A 16,206-nucleotide genomic window follows, 5' to 3' on the forward strand; every position below is an offset into this window, starting at 1 on the left:
ACGGCAGCTTTTTTGCTTCCTAGTGAATTTTCAGCCCGCAGCGGCTTCCTGGCGTTCCAGTTCCAGCTGAGCTACTGCAAGCATGGCAATGGGTACGGAATAAACGGAACACGATACATAATCCAGTCCGGCCTCCATGCAGAAACTGATATTCTCAGGTACCGCACCGTGTTCGCCGCAGATACCCTTGCTCAGTCCGGGCCGGGTCATGAGACCCCGTCGGACTGCAGTCTGAATCAGTTCCTTTACGTTTTTGTCCAGCTGCTGAAAAGGATTCCCGTTCAGTATGTCGAACTGTGTATAGTCGGGCATAAAGGAGTTGAAATCATCCCTGGAGAGACCAAGGGAAGTCTGGGTGAGATCGTTTGTACCAAAGGAGAAAAACTCGGCATAACGGGCAATCTCTCCGGCGCTCAGAGCCGCTGCAGGCAGCTCAATCATGGTACCGATCTTGTACGGCAGCTCTTTACCGCCCTTCTCTTTCCGTATGGCCTCTGCCACGGATGTCAGACCTTCATAGGTATCTCCCTCGATCTTTTTGCCGTACACAATGAGTTTCAGTTCATCGGCATTCATTATGAGGGGGATCATGATCTCCGGCAGCACCTTGATCTTTTCGTCCCGCAGGGCATAGGCGGCCTCAAAGATAGCTTCGATCTGCATACGGTAAATCTCAGGATATGATACGGCGATACGACAGCCCCGATGCCCCAGCATGGGATTAAATTCCCGCAGGGAATCGCAGCGGTATCTGATCTCCTTCTGACTCAGGTCCTGATATTTCTTCTGTCCCTTTATGTATTCCAGAAAGTATCCCATCTCGGCATCATTGTGGGGCAGAAACTCGTGGAGAGGAGCATCCAGAAGACGGATCGTAACCTCCTTACCGTCCATGGCACGGAAGATGCCGGAAAAATCCTGAACCTGCATCTTTTTAAGCTTCTTAAGGGCCCCTTCCCTGTCGGATGTATTATCCGAAATGATCAGCTCACGGAAAACGTTAATGCGCTTCTCATCAAAGAACATGTGTTCCGTCCGGCAGAGTCCGATTCCCTGGGCGCCGAAGCGGACAGCCAGTTCGGCGTCATGGGGATTATCGGCATTGACCCGGACGTGAAAGTCCTTCGTGAAGTTCTTGACTATATCGATATACTCCAGCAGACCCGAACCCTCGGGAGAGGGTTCGATGAGGGATGCCTTTCCAATAAAGATCTGGGGGTCCCCGTAATGGGGAACATTCATGGTTATATAGTCCCCCTCTTTTACCGTTACCTTATCGATCACGGCCTTTTTTCCGGTAATACGCATTTCCGGCTTTACCAGGGAGACCTTTCCGTACTGCCGGGCAACAACCGAAGCGTGGGCCGAATACCCTCCCTCACTGGAAAGTACACCCGTAGCGACTTCGATGGCCTTGACATCCTCGGCGAAGGTCGCCGGCATGCACAGAATAAACTTTGTATCCATGCCTTCCAGCTGAGCGGTCTTATAGGCTTCCAGTAGTCCCTCGGTTGTAAAATAGACCCTGCCCACAGCCGCACCGGGGGCACCGGAGATTCCTCCGCTGATCTCTTCAAAATCCTTGATGGATTTGATATCCACCACAGGGTGAAGGATCTCATTCAACTGAGCGGGTTTTATACCCTTTATCAGATATTCCTGATCCACAATCCTGCGATTGTGCAGGTCGAGCAGGGTTTTCAGATCCGCCTGAGTCGATTTTGTCATCACAGGGCGCTGCTCGATAAGCCAAACCTGCTTGTTTTCTATTGTAAAGCGAATGAAGCGGATCTCTTTAAAATGATCCTCAACAGTTTTGGCGATCTTTTTCAGATCTTTGAGAAAGCCGCTGCCTATCTCGTTAATGTCCTTTCCTTCAATATCGATGGTGTCGAACTCGTTCTGATTGTACCAGCCCTGCAGCAGATCTTCACCGCTGACGATATCCCGGGTATAGAAACTGCCCGAGGAGCTGTCCTTACCATAATTACCGTAGACCATGGGCTGCACCATAATTGCTGCATCCTCATCATCGAGATCGTCCAGTTTCAGCATCAGACTGATTCGCTGAAGTGCCGTCTGCATCTGGGAAAAGGCTGAAGTAAAAAACTCCCTGGGCAGCAGTCCCCGGAATTTGGCAAATGCTGCTTTTAGCTCTTTTGCTCCGGCATCTCCTTCCAGAATCTTTTTCAACTCCCCGATTGCCCTGTTGAGTTCCTGGCGCTGCTTTTCCTTTTTTTCCAGTTCGGCGATTTTCAGTTCGATCTCCAGAAAACCATGCAGCATAAAAAGAACTTCATGGTATCCGAAGGTCTCCCCCACGAATCCGCAGAATCCCGGAATGGTATCATCGGTTAAACCAAAATTATGCAGCGTCGGATAATGAACAATCGCCAGGTTCGGACTTATTACAATCTTCAGAAGAAGAGGATTATCTGGATCATCAAAACGCTTTTTTACCACATCCTCAAATTTCTTGAGATGGATACCCGCCTCTTTTTTAAAATCGAAATCTTCCAGATGGGCGGCAATTTCGGCATCAATAATAAAACCAGGCAGAATGGGAAGGTCCAGGGATGCAAACTCAAGGGCCTGCTTTCCCCGCAGTCCGGATTTTTCCATTACCTGCTCATTCTTCGGTCGTATATTTCGACTAAAATAGTGGATATTTTTGTTGGCAGCCATAGGTTCTCCCCTTTCAGCTCATTATTAGAACAGATTCAGCACGGTATTTACCGGGAACCGCAGAAAATCTTCGAACCGGGGACTTGCTCCCTGGCGAAGGTAACGCTGCAGTTTCGCCACATCCTTGATATCTTCTCCAGCAACAGCGAAAACGATGGTGCTACCGTGTTTGACCTTTCCCCATTTGAAAAGGGCGGCTATATCGTGAATTCTCTCGCCTTCATAGAATATATATACCTCGAGACCAGGATGTTTCGCCTGATAACTCTGAATAATCCGTTTCCAGGCCTCAACATTACCATTGTGAAAGAGCTCATTACTGACGGGGACAGAGTAGAAAGGCGTCATGCGCTTTTTACCGCCTCCGCTTTCTCTGGCGGGGGTTGGTGCCGTCGCGGCAGTGTCTTTCTGACCTGTCGGTTTTCTGGCTGTACTGGTTTTCTTTTTTCGTACAGCGGGCTTTTTCGGTTCCTTGATTTCTTTAGGCGGAGAATACTTGAAGGATCCCTTTGTCAGCAGTGCCGGGGGCTTACCCGGAGAACCATTCAGGTATTTAATGAATGTCTCGACGGCTTTGTCCGCCGTCTGCTGATCGACTCCCCTGTCCATCCCGCCGGCATATATTGTTACAATCTCGTTCTTTCTTAGGGTTCCAACGGAGTCCCAGTGGGAACGGTTTTTCGGGTTTACAATCAGATAGCCAAGCTCGGGATGGATATAGGTCATAACCAGATCCACGGCGTTCCATCCGGCGACAGCTTCATGGATCTCGTCAAAAGCTTCCACAGTATCCTTCAGATTGCATGAATCACAGGCATAGGCGTATTTGTCCACCAGCAGAGCATAAACAATCGGGCCCAGCTGATTCTGATTCAGAGTATTTTCACCGAGCATCTGATTCAACTGATCGGCAAGATTGTTCTTCTGTTGAATTTCCGGAATTATATTGGCGACGGCCTGAAAATGTCCCAGGGAAGAATTGAACCCCTCCCGGGTAAAGAAATGTTCGTAAGCGTAGGGTAATGTTCCCATCTTTTGTCCTCTCGCGCAGTTGAAAAAAGAGACCCCCTCACGAGGAGGGGGTACAACAAACCGCTTAGATAGTGGTTAGTCCGGAATCTTTGGATTTACTTTTTCGAGGGCGTCCTCGCCTGCTCTTTTTCTTCGCGGGAGCGTCCACAACACCTTTGGACTTGGCCTTGCTCTTGGGCTTGGCGGAAGACTCCGGAGTCGAGGCTGGCTCAGTATCCGTATTCAGCATATCGAGATACGCCATACCGCCCCCGGCTTCTGCAGCTTCTTCTTCAGCTGAAGAGGAGAAATGCATGTCAATATCTTCCCGTACCGTGGATCTTCTGCGGGAGAACGCGGCAAACGCGGCATCCTGGAATCCCTTGGACACACCATGGAGGAATTCATTCAGAACGTTGGCCATGCCATCCAGGGTAGCCTTCTTCCGCTTGATGGAGGTGATGTCAACATCAAGCAGCAGACCGGGCTGAATATGGTAAGGGTTGATCATGTAGTCAAACTTGTTGAATTCCCGTTCCAGGAACTGCAGACGGTCTTCCATGACCCGACGCTGCACGGGATACCGGAATCCGTACATATCCTGAAGCTTCTGCTTCATCAGGATCAGCCGGTTCTTGATCTTGTCCTTCTCGAAGATATAGGTCCGGTTCATCTTCTCAACCTGGGTCTCCGCAGGCTGTACGAAGGAGATCTCGTCCCAGCTCTTTTCGATATCTTCGTAGACGGGATCGCCGGTCTTCGCCTTGATTTTCTTGCGGATCTTGTTCTTGTAAATCGCAGCAAGATCATTGAAATCGGAGATACGTTTCCAGAATTTGGTGTCTTCATAGACCATATCCAGAACGTCCCAGATGTGCTGAACCTCGACCTCCAGGGATTTGATCATAACATCGTAGGCTTTACGCTCTTCGATGAGCTGAGCATTGTCGTAATACTTCATCTTGATCTGATACCGTTCGTCGGGCAGGTTGTTGGCGTCGGTATCTTCGTACTCCCGGATGATCAGCTCCCGGGTATTCTTGAGGTTCTCGATATACTGATACCCCATCTTGGAGGTATCGAGGATAGAGGTAATCGAGTTGATGGCAGTATTGTAACCGCGGTTCCGTATGTTCTCGATGTCGATGATCTCTTTCAGGTTTTCCCGGATATTCAGCTGGTCAAAGGATTCGGGATCGATCTCTGCGCGAAGACCTTCGATCCTTTCCATCAGACTCTTCGCGAAATAGCGGTACCGGTTCGACTTGGGGTTTTCCTTGTCGTCGGATGTGTGATTCTCCACCCGCTTCATTTTTTCGAAGATGATCTCGGAATCATTCAGTTCATCCAGACCTTCATCGATACGCTGATCCTTGATCTGCTCGATTTCCTTGTCGATATTGTCCATAATATGCTTGGAAATCAGATCCTTGATCAGGTATTCAACAGTTACCTGGTAGTGAAAAATCGGGCTGATGAGTTCAGAATCGAGGATATTGACGGACAGTTTGACGTCCGAAACGGTCTTCGGTTTGTAAATGTTGTCCTTGAAGGCACATTTGACAACGGAATAAGCGTTTTCACCCCGAATGAACGCACCCACATCGGTCTTCTGACGCAGCAGTGAGTTGGTCAGGTTTTCCAGGTCGTTGACACCCCGCTGGACGTGGCCCTGCAGGTGTCCGTACATATTGACGATGGATTTCTCGATTTCTCCGGTATTGAACCTGTCGGTACCTCCCACTTCGTCAAGGAGGGCTGCAATCTCCTTCGGCGTGTAGCGGGTAAGAACCTTCATCTCCTCCCGGTCGATGAAATTCCTGACCTTTTTAACCATTTCGTCTTCGGTGGTGACGATATAACGGTTAAACATATTCTGGTAGTTCTGGTTGAAGTAGTTGTAAACCTTTTCCTTCAGCCCGCCCATTACATCGAGCCGTTCCAGAACCTCTTTCGGCAGTTTCGAGGTTACGTGGTTGATAACCTTATCGACTTCTTCCTCGAGAAGTCGGTCTACTTCGGCCTGTTGATCCCGGCTTTCCTGGGCGAGAGAGTTTCGTGAACCCACCGCGCTTCTCTTTTCCGGGTGAAACACCATCGGACTTTTAGGTAGATCTATGCTTCCCATGGGACTCTCCTTACATCATTGTTCTCTATAAGATTATCAACATGCTATCGGAAATATCAAGCACGTTTTTTTTTTTTTTGTTTTTTTTCGCTATGTTTAAGATTCAGCGCGTGATAGTATTGAAAAAAAGAGAGTAAGGTGTGGTGTATCATGAAAATCACAGAAATATATGATCCTCTTATTTCTAATATCTCCAAAAAAACCATCCTTATTATAACGCTTGCAGTTCTTTTGCTTAATGCGGCCACGGCGGATCAACGGGACGAGAATATTGACGTCTTTCTTGTGCTTGATAAATCCCTGTCCATGGTGGAGGAGATAGATTCGGTTAAAGAATATGTTGTTGACGAACTCATCGAGAAAACCCTGATTCCCGGGGATTTTTTCCTCGTTATCCAGTTCTACGGAACAGCGGAACTCCTGCTGGCAGAAGAGGTAGGCCGGGATAATCGGGAATCCCTTACAGAGGAAATGCGGAGCATACTGGCGGACGGTCGGTTTACCGATATCGGCAACGCCCTGGATACCCTTCAGAACACGCTTAAGCGATACGATGAACGGGACCGGCGGCGATATATGCTGCTGATCACCGACGGTATACAGGAAGCTCCACCGGAGAGTCAGTATTACTCTCCGGACGGAAGCTTCAATCACCAGTTTCTGGAAAACAGCAAGATAATACAGAAACAGGGATGGAAGATACATATTCTGGGAATCGGTTCGGGAAGCGCAGCCAGGGAACTTGCCGAAACCCTGAGTGGAACCTACACGGAGGTCGAAACCGGTACCGCCGAAGGGGAAGCGCCATCGGAAACCGAGGTTAAACACCTGACAGAGCAGCTGACGGAAAGTACCGAAGATCTGCTGTCGATAGTAAGCATAAGCGGCAGGCCGCGAATCGGAGCCTTCAGCGAAGAGGGAAAAAGCAGCCTCGTACTATCCCTGAAAAGCAGCGGCTACAAAAATGAGCAGACAATCCGAATCAGTACCCTGTACCTGGGCATAGACGGAAGAGAATATTCCGGGGCCAGGAATGTCCGCCTGACGGTGCAGCCGGAGAGTGAAGAGGAGTATGAAATCCCCCTTTCCGTGGATGCCGCTGCAGGACTTTCATCCACGGAAGTGGAAATACGAGCCGATTTCGCCGGCGGAACTGTCTTTACCCCGGCAATTTTCACGGCTGATGTTGCGGCACCGGGATTCATGACCCGTTACTGGCCCTACCTTACTGCCGCCCTTCTTGTCCTGATTCTTATTGCCCTGCTGGTCCTGTTGATCAGCAAGGGAGTTTTTTCAGGCGGCCGCAAACTGGAACTCGAAATAGACTGGGATGATTCGGATAAGAAGAAATTCATCAGCCTGCCGGCAAAGGAACAGCTCTTTATCTCCGAGGGAATCAGCGGCATCGATGTGGGACTCCACAAAACGGGAGAAGTACTGGCAACCCTTCACAGCGAGGGGGATGAGCTGATCATAAGCACCGATAAGGATGACCTTTTTCTCGGCGGGGCTCTGAGGGGCAATGTCCTGGGAAAGCCGATGAAGATAAAGGACCGCTACGGTAAATACAAGGGTCTGACCTTTGTAAGAAGAAAGTAGGTACAAACGGGCACTATGGCTTTTTCGCAGTTCAAGCGGCTCATCGATACCTACACGAATTTTTTCCTTACCTGCCACGAGACTCCCGATGGAGATGCAATCGGCGCTGAAGTTGCCCTGTATCATGCCCTCCTTTCCCTGGGAAAGAAGGTCAGGATCATCAATGCAGATCCGGCACCGGATAAATACCGCTACCTCTGTAAACCGGATACGGTGGAACTCATCCATTCAATGAAAGCCGCGCCGGATCCGGGGGGTGTCCTCATCATTCTGGATACCAACGATATTCATAATATCGGAGATGTTGCAGAAAAACTGCTTCCCCATGTCGTCGAGTACTTCATTATAGATCACCATGAAAGCGGAGAAGACATCAGCAGCGGTCGCGTAATTGAAGCCTCTGCCTCGTCCACCTGCGAAATACTCTTCAAGATTTTTTCGGAACTCGGGATCATCGTATCCAGAGAGATGGCAATAGCCCTGTACACGGGTATAATCTATGACACGGGTTGTTTTGTGTACCCCAAGACCACAGCCTTTACCTTCAGTGCAGCGGAAAAGCTGGTACAAGCCGGGGCCGGCCCTTACAATCTGTACACCGCCATATACGAGAGTAATTCCGTATCCTCCCTTAAACTGCATGCCAGAGTCCTCTCCAGTCTGGAGCTTTATTACAATGAGCAGGTAGCTGTTCTGACCATGCGGAAGGAGTGCATAGACGAAGCCGGAGCCCTCTACGAAGAAGCCGACACCCTGATCAATATCCCCCTGCACTCTGAAAGAATCCGGGTAAGCCTCTTTTTCAAAGAGAACACGGAGGGGCTGCTCCGCTGCTCTCTGCGGTCGAAAGGGAATATCAATGTCTCGGATATCGCCCAGAAATACGGCGGAGGAGGCCATCGTACCGCCGCCGGCTTCAAATCTCCATTTCCCCTGGATCAGATTCAGAAAATGGTGCTCCAGGATCTTGCCGGGTATTTTCCGGGGACAATTGTCTGAGCCCCGGTTTTACGGTACAATCCTGCCTGTATGAAGAAACGACTCGCCCTCTTCGGCCTCTGTATTTTTATATGTATTGCTGCAATTTCCTGCCGCCGGGATCCCGTGCCCGCGGAGGTATCCGCCGAGCCTGTAATTGTGACCCCCTCGGGGGGAGGTTCTGCCGGAGAAAATCTGTCCATGGAGTTCGAAGGGTCTCTCCAGGAAGACGAAGTTCAGCCGAAGATCGACCTGCCTTCGAACAGCGAGATCATCCAGATTGTCAATGAAAACCTCGATATAGACCAGATAGAGGAGCAGATAATTGCTTACCGGGAAAAGGATCTGTCCGGTGCCCCGATCCGGCTGCTTGTAGCTGACTACGATGCGATTCAGGACAGCTATTTTCCCGCCTGGGAATCCGGAGTCGATATTTCAAATGCCATGAGTTTTTCCATGAGCTTCATCGATCTTGTGGGGGACCATGTTCCCGAGATAGTCTGCACCGGTACGAATCCGGAAAACGGGAACCAGCTGCTCAGGGTTTTCAGAAAGGAGATAAGTCCCAGCGGTTTCGGGCTTCATTTCTCCTCCATATCCTCCCTTTCGGTTCGCGGTTCCATCGAGATAGTCCAGATCGAACGTGAACAGGCCTATTACAACGGGCAGAAAAACGGAAAGAGTTTTCCCATAGTAAGCTATGAGCAGGATCAAAACTCGGACAATCTGAGCGATTTGATTAAGACGAGCTACTACTGGCGCTACCAGGAGAACTCCTACGCCCAGGTAATGAGGGAACAGGTTCAGGGTGAAAGGATCGAGGACGAACGGCTGAACCGCCTGTTCCGTTCCAACGAAAACGATTTCGAGGCATTTCTTCAGGGCCCCTGGCTGAAAACAAGCCAGGACGCTTCCGGCAGAGTCAGTCATTCGGTTCTGTACTTTCAGCCGGAGAGCAGGTTTTTTGCAAACTATTCAGGGGATGTTCAGGAAGAGTATATCTGGCAGGCCTCCAACCGGACCAACTACAATCAGCTCTATATAATCGGGGCCAATGACCTGATCCGCTATATCCGCAAACAACTGTCGATCACCGTAAGGGACATCCATAACATTCATATCTGGACCAGCGATATCAATGACACCTGGAGCGGAGAGTATCAGAGGATCAGCGGCGATGTGCAGTCCATATTCTTCCCCGAGAGCAGGACAAGTCAGGAACTTCCCTTTCACCTTTCCGGGGTATTTACCAACGAGTCAGGGGTCTCCGTAGTATTCGATGAACCCCGTTTTCAGTACCGGGATGACGGGGGTGAACGAAACGGAGGCTATGCGCTGTATTACTCCGGGGCGGGCTATAACCGCAACCTGATTCTGGAACTGGTTTTTCTGAGCGATGCCGGTCTTATTGAGGAGAGACGGGTATATAAGCTTGATTACCTGGAAGAACAGCGGGAACAGGAGATAATCCGAACCCTGTATCTTATTCCAGGCAGGGTCGGGGTTCGGGGTTTTGTCCCCGATGACGAGGGCTTTATCCAGTATGAACAGATCGAGACCATCGATACCGCCCAGGATGAGGCGGAGGGAGAGTCTGACACCAACGCCGTCAATGAAGAATAAATCCCTCAATCCCCTTTTCTTTCAGTCTGATCAATTCGCGCTGGGCTGACGACTGGGGGATTCCGGAAATAACCGTCTTGTACACGGTTGCTCCATCCTGTCGTTTCCTCTCAAGTATTTCTGCCCTGATTCCTTTTCCCGCAAGGTATTCGATGTGGGCTGCGGCATTCTCTTCCCGGGAAAAAGCCCCTACCTGAATACTGATATTTTCAGAATCCTGTGTCTCCCCTGAAGGTACGCCTTCGTTCTGTTCGACAGATGCCGGTGCCTCATACGCTCCATCCCTGGGAGAGAGGAGAAAGGCTGCAGAAAATATCATTCCCCTCCGGGCGGCATAATATTCAGGACTGCCGGGATTATTTCCTGCCAGTTCTTCCAGGCTGTCTATATTCAGACCGGGAATCAGCGATCCCTTACTGTCTGTGGAGAGCGGAATTTTACCGTGATTGATGGCAAGCCGTATTCCGAGTTCAGATTGCAGGTTACCGGATTCCGCCAGCAGAGTTTCGGCCTCGTCGGTTCTTCCGCTTAAAAGCAGAAGTTCAAGCCGAACGGTATCGGCGGTCTTTTTAAGAGGCTCATACTGCACAGCTTCTTCTAGAAAAATCAGTCTGCCGTCCAGGCTCGATATTTCTGCAAGACGTTTCCTGAGTGCTGCTTCCTGCTCCTCTTCATCGCTGATTTCTGCAATGGCATCAAGAGCAGAAAGGTCCTCCTCCGCCTGCAGAACAGCGCCGGAAAGAATAATGCATGTGCATACCAGGCAGAAATATCGCATGGACCTGCGCCTGAAGGCCTATCCTTTTGTCGTCTCTGACCCGGCAGCGGATTCCTCTGTCGCCGGTAAAGCTGCGGCGGGGTCCCTGTTTTTCTTTCCATCCGCTTTGGCAAGCTTCTCTTTTTTGGCTTTCTTTTCCTGATTCAGCTTGTTTTTAATTTTTCGTTTATGGCGAAAACCGAAGGTGAAAGGCAGCATTACAAGAACTCCGGCAAGGAAGGCTACAAACAGGCTTATGAAAATCGGTACCTGGGGAAAAGTATGAAAACCAAAGGATACATCCGCCCGGTTTTCTATATTGAATCCTACAAAAAAGAGAACAATCCCCATTAAAATAACAACAAATATTAATCTCCAGGGCATCTGTAACCTCCTTAAGGTTCTTTTGCTGTCAGAACTGCCGGGTGGCGCGGAAGGTAACCCCTGCCAGGGCATCCAGCCGTACTTCTATGAAATCTCCGATATTTATGCCGGCGGCGGGAAAAACCACCATCTCGTTCCGTTCGGTCCGCCCCAGCAGCTCATGGGGGTTCTTCTTCGAGACCCCTTCGACAAGAACTTTCACGGTCTTGCCGATACGCTTCTTTTTATTATCCTCGGTGATTTTACGCTGGAAGTCAATCAGCATGCTCAGGCGTTCATTCTTTTTCTGCTCCGGGACCTGATCTTCATATGACGCTGCTGCAGTACCCTCCCGGGAGTTATACTTGTAGGTAAAGGCATCGTCAAAACGCACCCGGTCAAGGAGTTCCAGTGTGGCGGTAAAATCCTCATCCCCTTCCCCGGGAAAGCCGACCAGCAGGTCTGTGGAGAGGGAACAGCCCGGGACGGCTTTCCGCAGTTTTTCCACCAGGGACAGGTAGTATTCCCGGGTATATCCGCGGTTCATTCTGGAGAGAACAGGATTCGACCCGTGCTGAACAGGCAGATGAATATGGCTGCACATCCTGTCGGATTGGGCAATCACATTTATGAGACGGTCACTCAGGTCCTTGGGATGACTGCTCATGAAGCGTATCCAGTGTATGGACTCCATTCCGTCTTCCAGCTTTTGCAGAAGCGCCGGAAAATCGGCCCCCTTGTCACCGCGATAGGAGTTGACGTTCTGCCCGATAAGGGTAATTTCCCTGACTCCCCGGGCATCGAGTCGACGAACCTCCTCGAGTATCTCGTCTTCCTTTCTGGAGATCTCACGACCCCGGACATACGGTACTATGCAGTACGTGCAGAAGTTGTTACAGCCATGCATGATGGGCACATAAGCGCTGAAACCACCGGGGGAAACCTCAGCGGAGAGGAACTCGTATACCTCTTCGCCAAAAAAATCCTTTAAGCCTTTCCGGAGGTCCTCCGTGCGGCTGACGAAGTTCAGGAAGTCCCTCTTGCCGAAGGTTCCGACCAGCATATCCACGGCGGGAAAGCTTTTGCGCAGTGAGCTGTTCATTCTTTCAGTCATGCAGCCCATCACAACAAGAGAAAGGGGTTTTGACTGCTTCAGGTGCTGATAATAACCGATCCGTCCATGAATCCGCTGTTCCGCCGAATTCCTGACCGCGCAGGTATTCAGAATTACCAGGTCGGCCTCGGTTTCACTCTCCGCCTGCTGCCATCCCAGATTTGTCAGTTCCCGTTCCACGGAGAAGGATTCCGCCACGTTCATCTGACAGCCGTATGTTTCCAGAAAAAATTTACCCATATGGTCTGATTATGCCTTTAATGCCTGAAAGAACGCTGTCCCGTGTAGACCATGCTGGCACCATACTCATTGACAGCCTCAATTGTTTCAAAGTCCCGCAGGGATCCTCCGGGCTGGATAATAGCTGAAACGCCTTCCTTAAGTCCCACCTCGGCTCCGTCCCGGAAGGGGAAGAAGGCGTCGGAGACCATGACTGATCCTTTCAAGCCTCCCTTAAGCGCCCGCACCTCTTCGCGTATAGCCTCTCTGGCGGAAGTATCCTCCAGAAGAGCGAAAGGGGTTCTGTGGCGTTCCCAGCAGATACGGTCTTCCAGTTTTCGGTAAGCCTTGTCGCGGGCGATCTCCGCCACCCCTACCCGGTCCTGTTCTCCCGTGCCGATTCCAACGGAGACACCGTCTTTTACATAGATGACGGAATTGCTGGTAATGCCCGATTCCAGATACCAGCCGAAGAGCATGTCCGCCTTTTCCGCCTCCGTTGGGCTCCGTTTAACCGCAAAGTGCTGCCCCTTGTATTCGCTTTCCGCGGGAAGAAGTTCATCCGGGCGAAGCTGCTTCGGCACAAAGGACCACTGCAGCACCACTCCACCATCCATCAGGGACTTGAAATCCAGTACCCGGGCACCGATGTACTGCTGCAGCCTGAAGATGTTCCCGATCCGCATTACCCGTAAATTCTTTTTCTTTTCGAAGAGTTCCATGACACCCTCTTCGTAATCCGGCGCCGCCACCACTTCACCGTAGCTTTCACAGATTGCAGCGGCTGTCGCCAGGTCCATCGACCGGTTTACCACCACAGCGCCGCCGAACGCGGCAATCCGGTCAGCCATAAGGGCCTTACGATAGGCTGACTCCAGGGTTCCGTCCACAGCGGCACCACAGGGATTATTGTGTTTTACGATTACCGCCGCGGGCGTATCCGTAAAGTAGCGCAGAATATTCAGGGCGTTATCCACATCGGTAATATTCGTCTTGCCCGGATGCTTTCCGCTCTGAAGCAGTTCAATCTCCGAGGCCAGGTAGCGTCCGGGTTGAATGGTGCTGAGCTCCCCGATGGTCAGGTTGCCGTTTACCAGCCGATACAAGGCCGCAGGCTGGTCCGGGTTTTCTCCATAGCGAAGGCCGCGGGTCTCATCCCCGATGGTCCACTGCACCTTTTCGTAGACCAGCTGCTGCTGTCCCCGGTCATCGTGCAGGGTGATGGTCAGCCCACCGGGAAAATCCTCATCGAGGATCCTGCTGTACTGCTTTCTGTTTGCCTGATTTGCCATGTAGCTGTCCTTCCTAGGGGCTTTCGCTGATTGAATAGAGATCGAGTCCCTGCTTCGGATTAATCTTTTCAAGATACGAAGCAATTGTCATATCGTAGTCGGCTGTATGCTGAAAGGCCTTCCGGGCCAGCCGGAAGCGCTGTTCCAGGTTGGTACAGCCCTGATTGGTCCGGACTTCGCTGAGAATCCCGCTGTAATCCAGGGGATCACAGACCACCGCCACCCGGAGAAAGTTTTTTGCCGATGCCCGGAGCATGCAGGGGCCGCCGATATCAATATTGGCCCGGGCGTTTTCGAGGGTCGCATCATCCCTGCCGATGGTCTCCCTGAAAGGGTAGAAGTTGACTATGGTCATATCGAACCTGATTCCCCCGGTGCGCTCCAGGTCCCGTGCGTGGTCCTCATTGAAGGACTCGCTCAAGAGTCCCAGATAGATCTTGAAATCCAGGGTCTTGACCAGTCCGCCCTGCATCTCCGGCTGACCGGTGTAGTCGGAAACCCGGTGCAGCCTGGATGCAGCCTGTTCTCCAAGGATCTGAGTGAGCAGGCTGAAGGTTCCCCCGGTGCTGAAAAAATTCACATTCGGGTTGATCTCCAGCAAGGACGGAATAAACTCATCCAGTCCGGATTTATCCGCGGTACTGACAAGTACATTCCGTACCGCCACCAGGTTTTCGGACCTGCTTACATAGTTCAGATTCATACGGACTTCTCCGCTGCCGCCACGGTGTTAAAGAGCAGCATGGTAATCGTCATGGGCCCGACACCGCCGGGAACCGGAGTAATAAGGGAAGCCTTTTCCGAGACCGAGGAAAAATCAACATCTCCCTCCAGACGGTAACCCCGCTTTTTGCTGTCGTCGGGAATTCTGTTTACTCCCACATCAATGACCACAGCCCCCTCTTTTACCATATCCCCGGTGACGGTTCGAGCCCGGCCTGCAGCTACAATCAGGATATCCGCCCTCAGGGTGTGGGCCTTCAGGTCTCTGGTGGCGGTGTGGCAGATGGTAACTGTGGAATTGCCGGGATTCGCCTTGCGAAACAGCAGGTTCGCCACCGGCTTGCCTACAATATTGCTTCGTCCCAGGACCACGACCTCGGCCCCTCCGGTCTCGACCCCGGACTCCTCCAGAAGTTTGAGAATCCCGTTGGGCGTACAGGGCAGATAGCAATCCTGTCCCAGAAGCATTTTTCCCGCATTAACGGGATGAAAACCGTCCACGTCCTTCTTCGGATCAATGGCCATGATGATCTTCTGCTCATCGATATGCCGCGGCAGGGGCAACTGTACCAGAATACCGTGCAGTTGCGGATCCTCATTCATGGATGCGATAAGGGCGAGGAGTTCCTCCTGTGTTATTTCTGCAGGCAGGCGTGTCTCCCTGGAGAACATTCCGAGTTCCGCGCATGCCCGCTCCTTGCCGGTCACATAGGATATACTGGCGGGATCATCCCCCACGAGCACCACTCCCAGTCCCGGGGTTATACCCTTTTTTTTGAGTTTATCGATACGGGACTTCAGCTCTTCCCGGACCTTCGCAGCTATCTTTTTACCGTCGATCAAATTAGCCATGTCAGGACTCCTTAGACAGATACCCTGTTTACCATAAAAGCTGCATATAATCAATCAAAGGGCAACGAACTGCTTCCCGTACGATACGGGAATCGTTTATGCTGCTGTTTGGCCCCATCTGTTGATAAAAGCCCATCGGGGTGATACTATTTGTGAACTTTACGTGGTATCTTTCAAGTTTTTTGTACAGCGAGGTGACCCTTGGACCGCCGTCGACTATTTTTTGTACTTCTGATTCTGTTACTTCTCATACCGGTTTATTCCCAGAACTCCGAAATGCCCGGCGATGGCTCTGTAGAAGGTGAAGAGAACGGCAATGCCGAGTATTACCGCAGCGTATACGAGCTGGGTGACCAGGTGTTCAACATAACCGCCGGCCTGTTCATTCCCCTCTATTACAGAAGACCCGGAGATTTTTCCACCGCCCCGGCCAACCTGAGCCTTGGAGGAACGGGAAGCATCGAATACTCCAGCTTTATCAACTCAAACATGACCCTGGGCCTGAGCCTGAAGGGAATGTTCGCCTATACTCCCAATGACAGGCTTCTCTCCATGTTTCCCATAACCGGGAAGCTAACCTATTATATTACGGACTCCTATCCCTTTGAGTTTCCCCTCTACGTTCATGCTGGTCTCTGCATCAGCCGTCTTGAATCCGAGACCTTCTACGGCCCCACTATCATGCCCGGGGCGGGGGCGACCTGGAACATGAACTCCTCCTGGGGATTCGGAATCAACGCCACCTGGTGGTGGGTACCCATGTGGTACGGGCCGAGCCACGAGGATACCGCCAAGAGCCGCTTCGGGAACTTCCTGGACATTTCCCTTTCGGCCACCTATCACTTCTGACCTGAGGACGCTG

Annotated in this window: 13 protein-coding genes; 4 read left to right on the top strand and 9 right to left on the bottom strand. The window is 51.2% G+C overall.

What is annotated here, in order from left to right:
- Positions 1–30: 30 nt before the first annotated feature.
- The 3 genes from B4O97_RS03735 to cfpA form a co-directional block, all read right to left on the bottom strand.
- Positions 31–2,685: a putative PEP-binding protein gene (locus B4O97_RS03735; RefSeq protein WP_083048463.1), complete on the bottom strand. Its 2,655-nt coding sequence runs from the start codon at positions 2,683–2,685 to the stop codon at positions 31–33.
- Between the two features lie 24 nt (positions 2,686–2,709).
- The gene (locus B4O97_RS03740) at positions 2,710–3,717 is read right to left on the bottom strand and encodes a hypothetical protein (RefSeq protein ID WP_083048465.1); all 1,008 of its coding nucleotides are present in this window, start codon (positions 3,715–3,717) and stop codon (positions 2,710–2,712) included.
- Positions 3,718–3,781: 64 nt separating this feature from the next.
- Entirely contained in the window at positions 3,782–5,824 is a 2,043-nt protein-coding gene (gene cfpA / locus B4O97_RS03745) for a cytoplasmic filament protein CfpA (RefSeq protein WP_083048467.1), read from the bottom strand.
- Between the two features lie 150 nt (positions 5,825–5,974).
- Between cfpA and B4O97_RS03750 the strand changes: the two genes are divergently transcribed.
- From B4O97_RS03750 to B4O97_RS03760, 3 genes are read left to right on the top strand one after another with little or no spacing between them, the layout of a single operon-like run.
- Entirely contained in the window at positions 5,975–7,423 is a 1,449-nt protein-coding gene (locus tag B4O97_RS03750) for a vWA domain-containing protein (RefSeq protein ID WP_083048469.1), read from the top strand.
- Between the two features lie 15 nt (positions 7,424–7,438).
- Entirely contained in the window at positions 7,439–8,422 is a 984-nt protein-coding gene (locus B4O97_RS03755) for a DHH family phosphoesterase (protein ID WP_083048471.1), read from the top strand.
- A gap of 30 nt (positions 8,423–8,452) precedes the next feature.
- Positions 8,453–10,024 (top strand): pallilysin-related adhesin, encoded by a 1,572-nt coding sequence (locus B4O97_RS03760; RefSeq protein WP_083048473.1) that lies wholly within the window; start codon positions 8,453–8,455, stop codon positions 10,022–10,024.
- Here B4O97_RS03760 and B4O97_RS03765 read toward each other — a convergent pair.
- The 6 genes from B4O97_RS03765 to folD are packed head-to-tail and all read right to left on the bottom strand — an operon-like array spanning position 10,011 to position 15,344.
- Positions 10,011–10,802, bottom strand: a complete 792-nt coding sequence (locus B4O97_RS03765) for an SPOR domain-containing protein (protein ID WP_083048475.1) — start codon at positions 10,800–10,802, stop codon at positions 10,011–10,013. The genes B4O97_RS03760 and B4O97_RS03765 overlap by 14 nt on opposite strands.
- Positions 10,803–10,820: 18 nt before the next feature.
- Positions 10,821–11,165 (bottom strand): lipopolysaccharide assembly protein LapA domain-containing protein, encoded by a 345-nt coding sequence (locus B4O97_RS03770; protein WP_158084139.1) that lies wholly within the window; start codon positions 11,163–11,165, stop codon positions 10,821–10,823.
- A 28-nt stretch (positions 11,166–11,193) separates the two neighbouring features.
- Positions 11,194–12,498 carry a tRNA (N6-isopentenyl adenosine(37)-C2)-methylthiotransferase MiaB gene (miaB, locus tag B4O97_RS03775; RefSeq protein WP_083048480.1) on the bottom strand — a complete coding sequence of 435 codons (1,305 nt, stop codon included), beginning with the start codon at positions 12,496–12,498 and terminating at the stop codon, positions 11,194–11,196.
- 17 nt (positions 12,499–12,515) lie between these two features.
- Positions 12,516–13,769, bottom strand: coding sequence for an IMP cyclohydrolase (locus tag B4O97_RS03780; RefSeq protein WP_083048483.1), 1,254 nt, complete (start codon positions 13,767–13,769; stop codon positions 12,516–12,518).
- Between the two features lie 13 nt (positions 13,770–13,782).
- Entirely contained in the window at positions 13,783–14,472 is a 690-nt protein-coding gene (locus tag B4O97_RS03785; protein ID WP_083048484.1) for a hypothetical protein, read from the bottom strand.
- Positions 14,469–15,344 (bottom strand): bifunctional methylenetetrahydrofolate dehydrogenase/methenyltetrahydrofolate cyclohydrolase FolD, encoded by an 876-nt coding sequence (folD, locus tag B4O97_RS03790; protein WP_083048487.1) that lies wholly within the window; start codon positions 15,342–15,344, stop codon positions 14,469–14,471. The genes B4O97_RS03785 and folD overlap by 4 nt, the downstream gene beginning before the upstream one ends.
- 201 nt (positions 15,345–15,545) lie before the next feature.
- Between folD and B4O97_RS03795 the strand changes: the two genes are divergently transcribed.
- Entirely contained in the window at positions 15,546–16,193 is a 648-nt protein-coding gene (locus tag B4O97_RS03795; RefSeq protein ID WP_083048489.1) for a TP0733 family outer membrane beta-barrel protein, read from the top strand.
- The last annotated feature ends 13 nt before the right edge of the window (positions 16,194–16,206 follow it).

The organism is Marispirochaeta aestuarii (genome assembly GCF_002087085.1).
Lineage (GTDB): Bacteria > Spirochaetota > Spirochaetia > JC444 > Marispirochaetaceae > Marispirochaeta > Marispirochaeta aestuarii.

Bases quoted from the DNA above. Each gene is read 5' to 3' on its own strand.
- B4O97_RS03735 (WP_083048463.1), bottom strand. From the start codon at position 2,685: ATGGCTGCCAACAAAAATATCCACTATTTTAGTCGAAATATACGACCG.
- B4O97_RS03740 (WP_083048465.1), bottom strand. From the start codon at position 3,717: ATGGGAACATTACCCTACGCTTACGAACATTTCTTTACCCGGGAGGGG.
- cfpA (WP_083048467.1), bottom strand. From the start codon at position 5,824: ATGGGAAGCATAGATCTACCTAAAAGTCCGATGGTGTTTCACCCGGAA.
- B4O97_RS03750 (WP_083048469.1), top strand. From the start codon at position 5,975: ATGAAAATCACAGAAATATATGATCCTCTTATTTCTAATATCTCCAAA.
- B4O97_RS03755 (WP_083048471.1), top strand. From the start codon at position 7,439: ATGGCTTTTTCGCAGTTCAAGCGGCTCATCGATACCTACACGAATTTT.
- B4O97_RS03760 (WP_083048473.1), top strand. From the start codon at position 8,453: ATGAAGAAACGACTCGCCCTCTTCGGCCTCTGTATTTTTATATGTATT.
- B4O97_RS03765 (WP_083048475.1), bottom strand. From the start codon at position 10,802: ATGCGATATTTCTGCCTGGTATGCACATGCATTATTCTTTCCGGCGCT.
- B4O97_RS03770 (WP_158084139.1), bottom strand. From the start codon at position 11,165: ATGCCCTGGAGATTAATATTTGTTGTTATTTTAATGGGGATTGTTCTC.
- miaB (WP_083048480.1), bottom strand. From the start codon at position 12,498: ATGGGTAAATTTTTTCTGGAAACATACGGCTGTCAGATGAACGTGGCG.
- B4O97_RS03780 (WP_083048483.1), bottom strand. From the start codon at position 13,769: ATGGCAAATCAGGCAAACAGAAAGCAGTACAGCAGGATCCTCGATGAG.
- B4O97_RS03785 (WP_083048484.1), bottom strand. From the start codon at position 14,472: ATGAATCTGAACTATGTAAGCAGGTCCGAAAACCTGGTGGCGGTACGG.
- folD (WP_083048487.1), bottom strand. From the start codon at position 15,344: ATGGCTAATTTGATCGACGGTAAAAAGATAGCTGCGAAGGTCCGGGAA.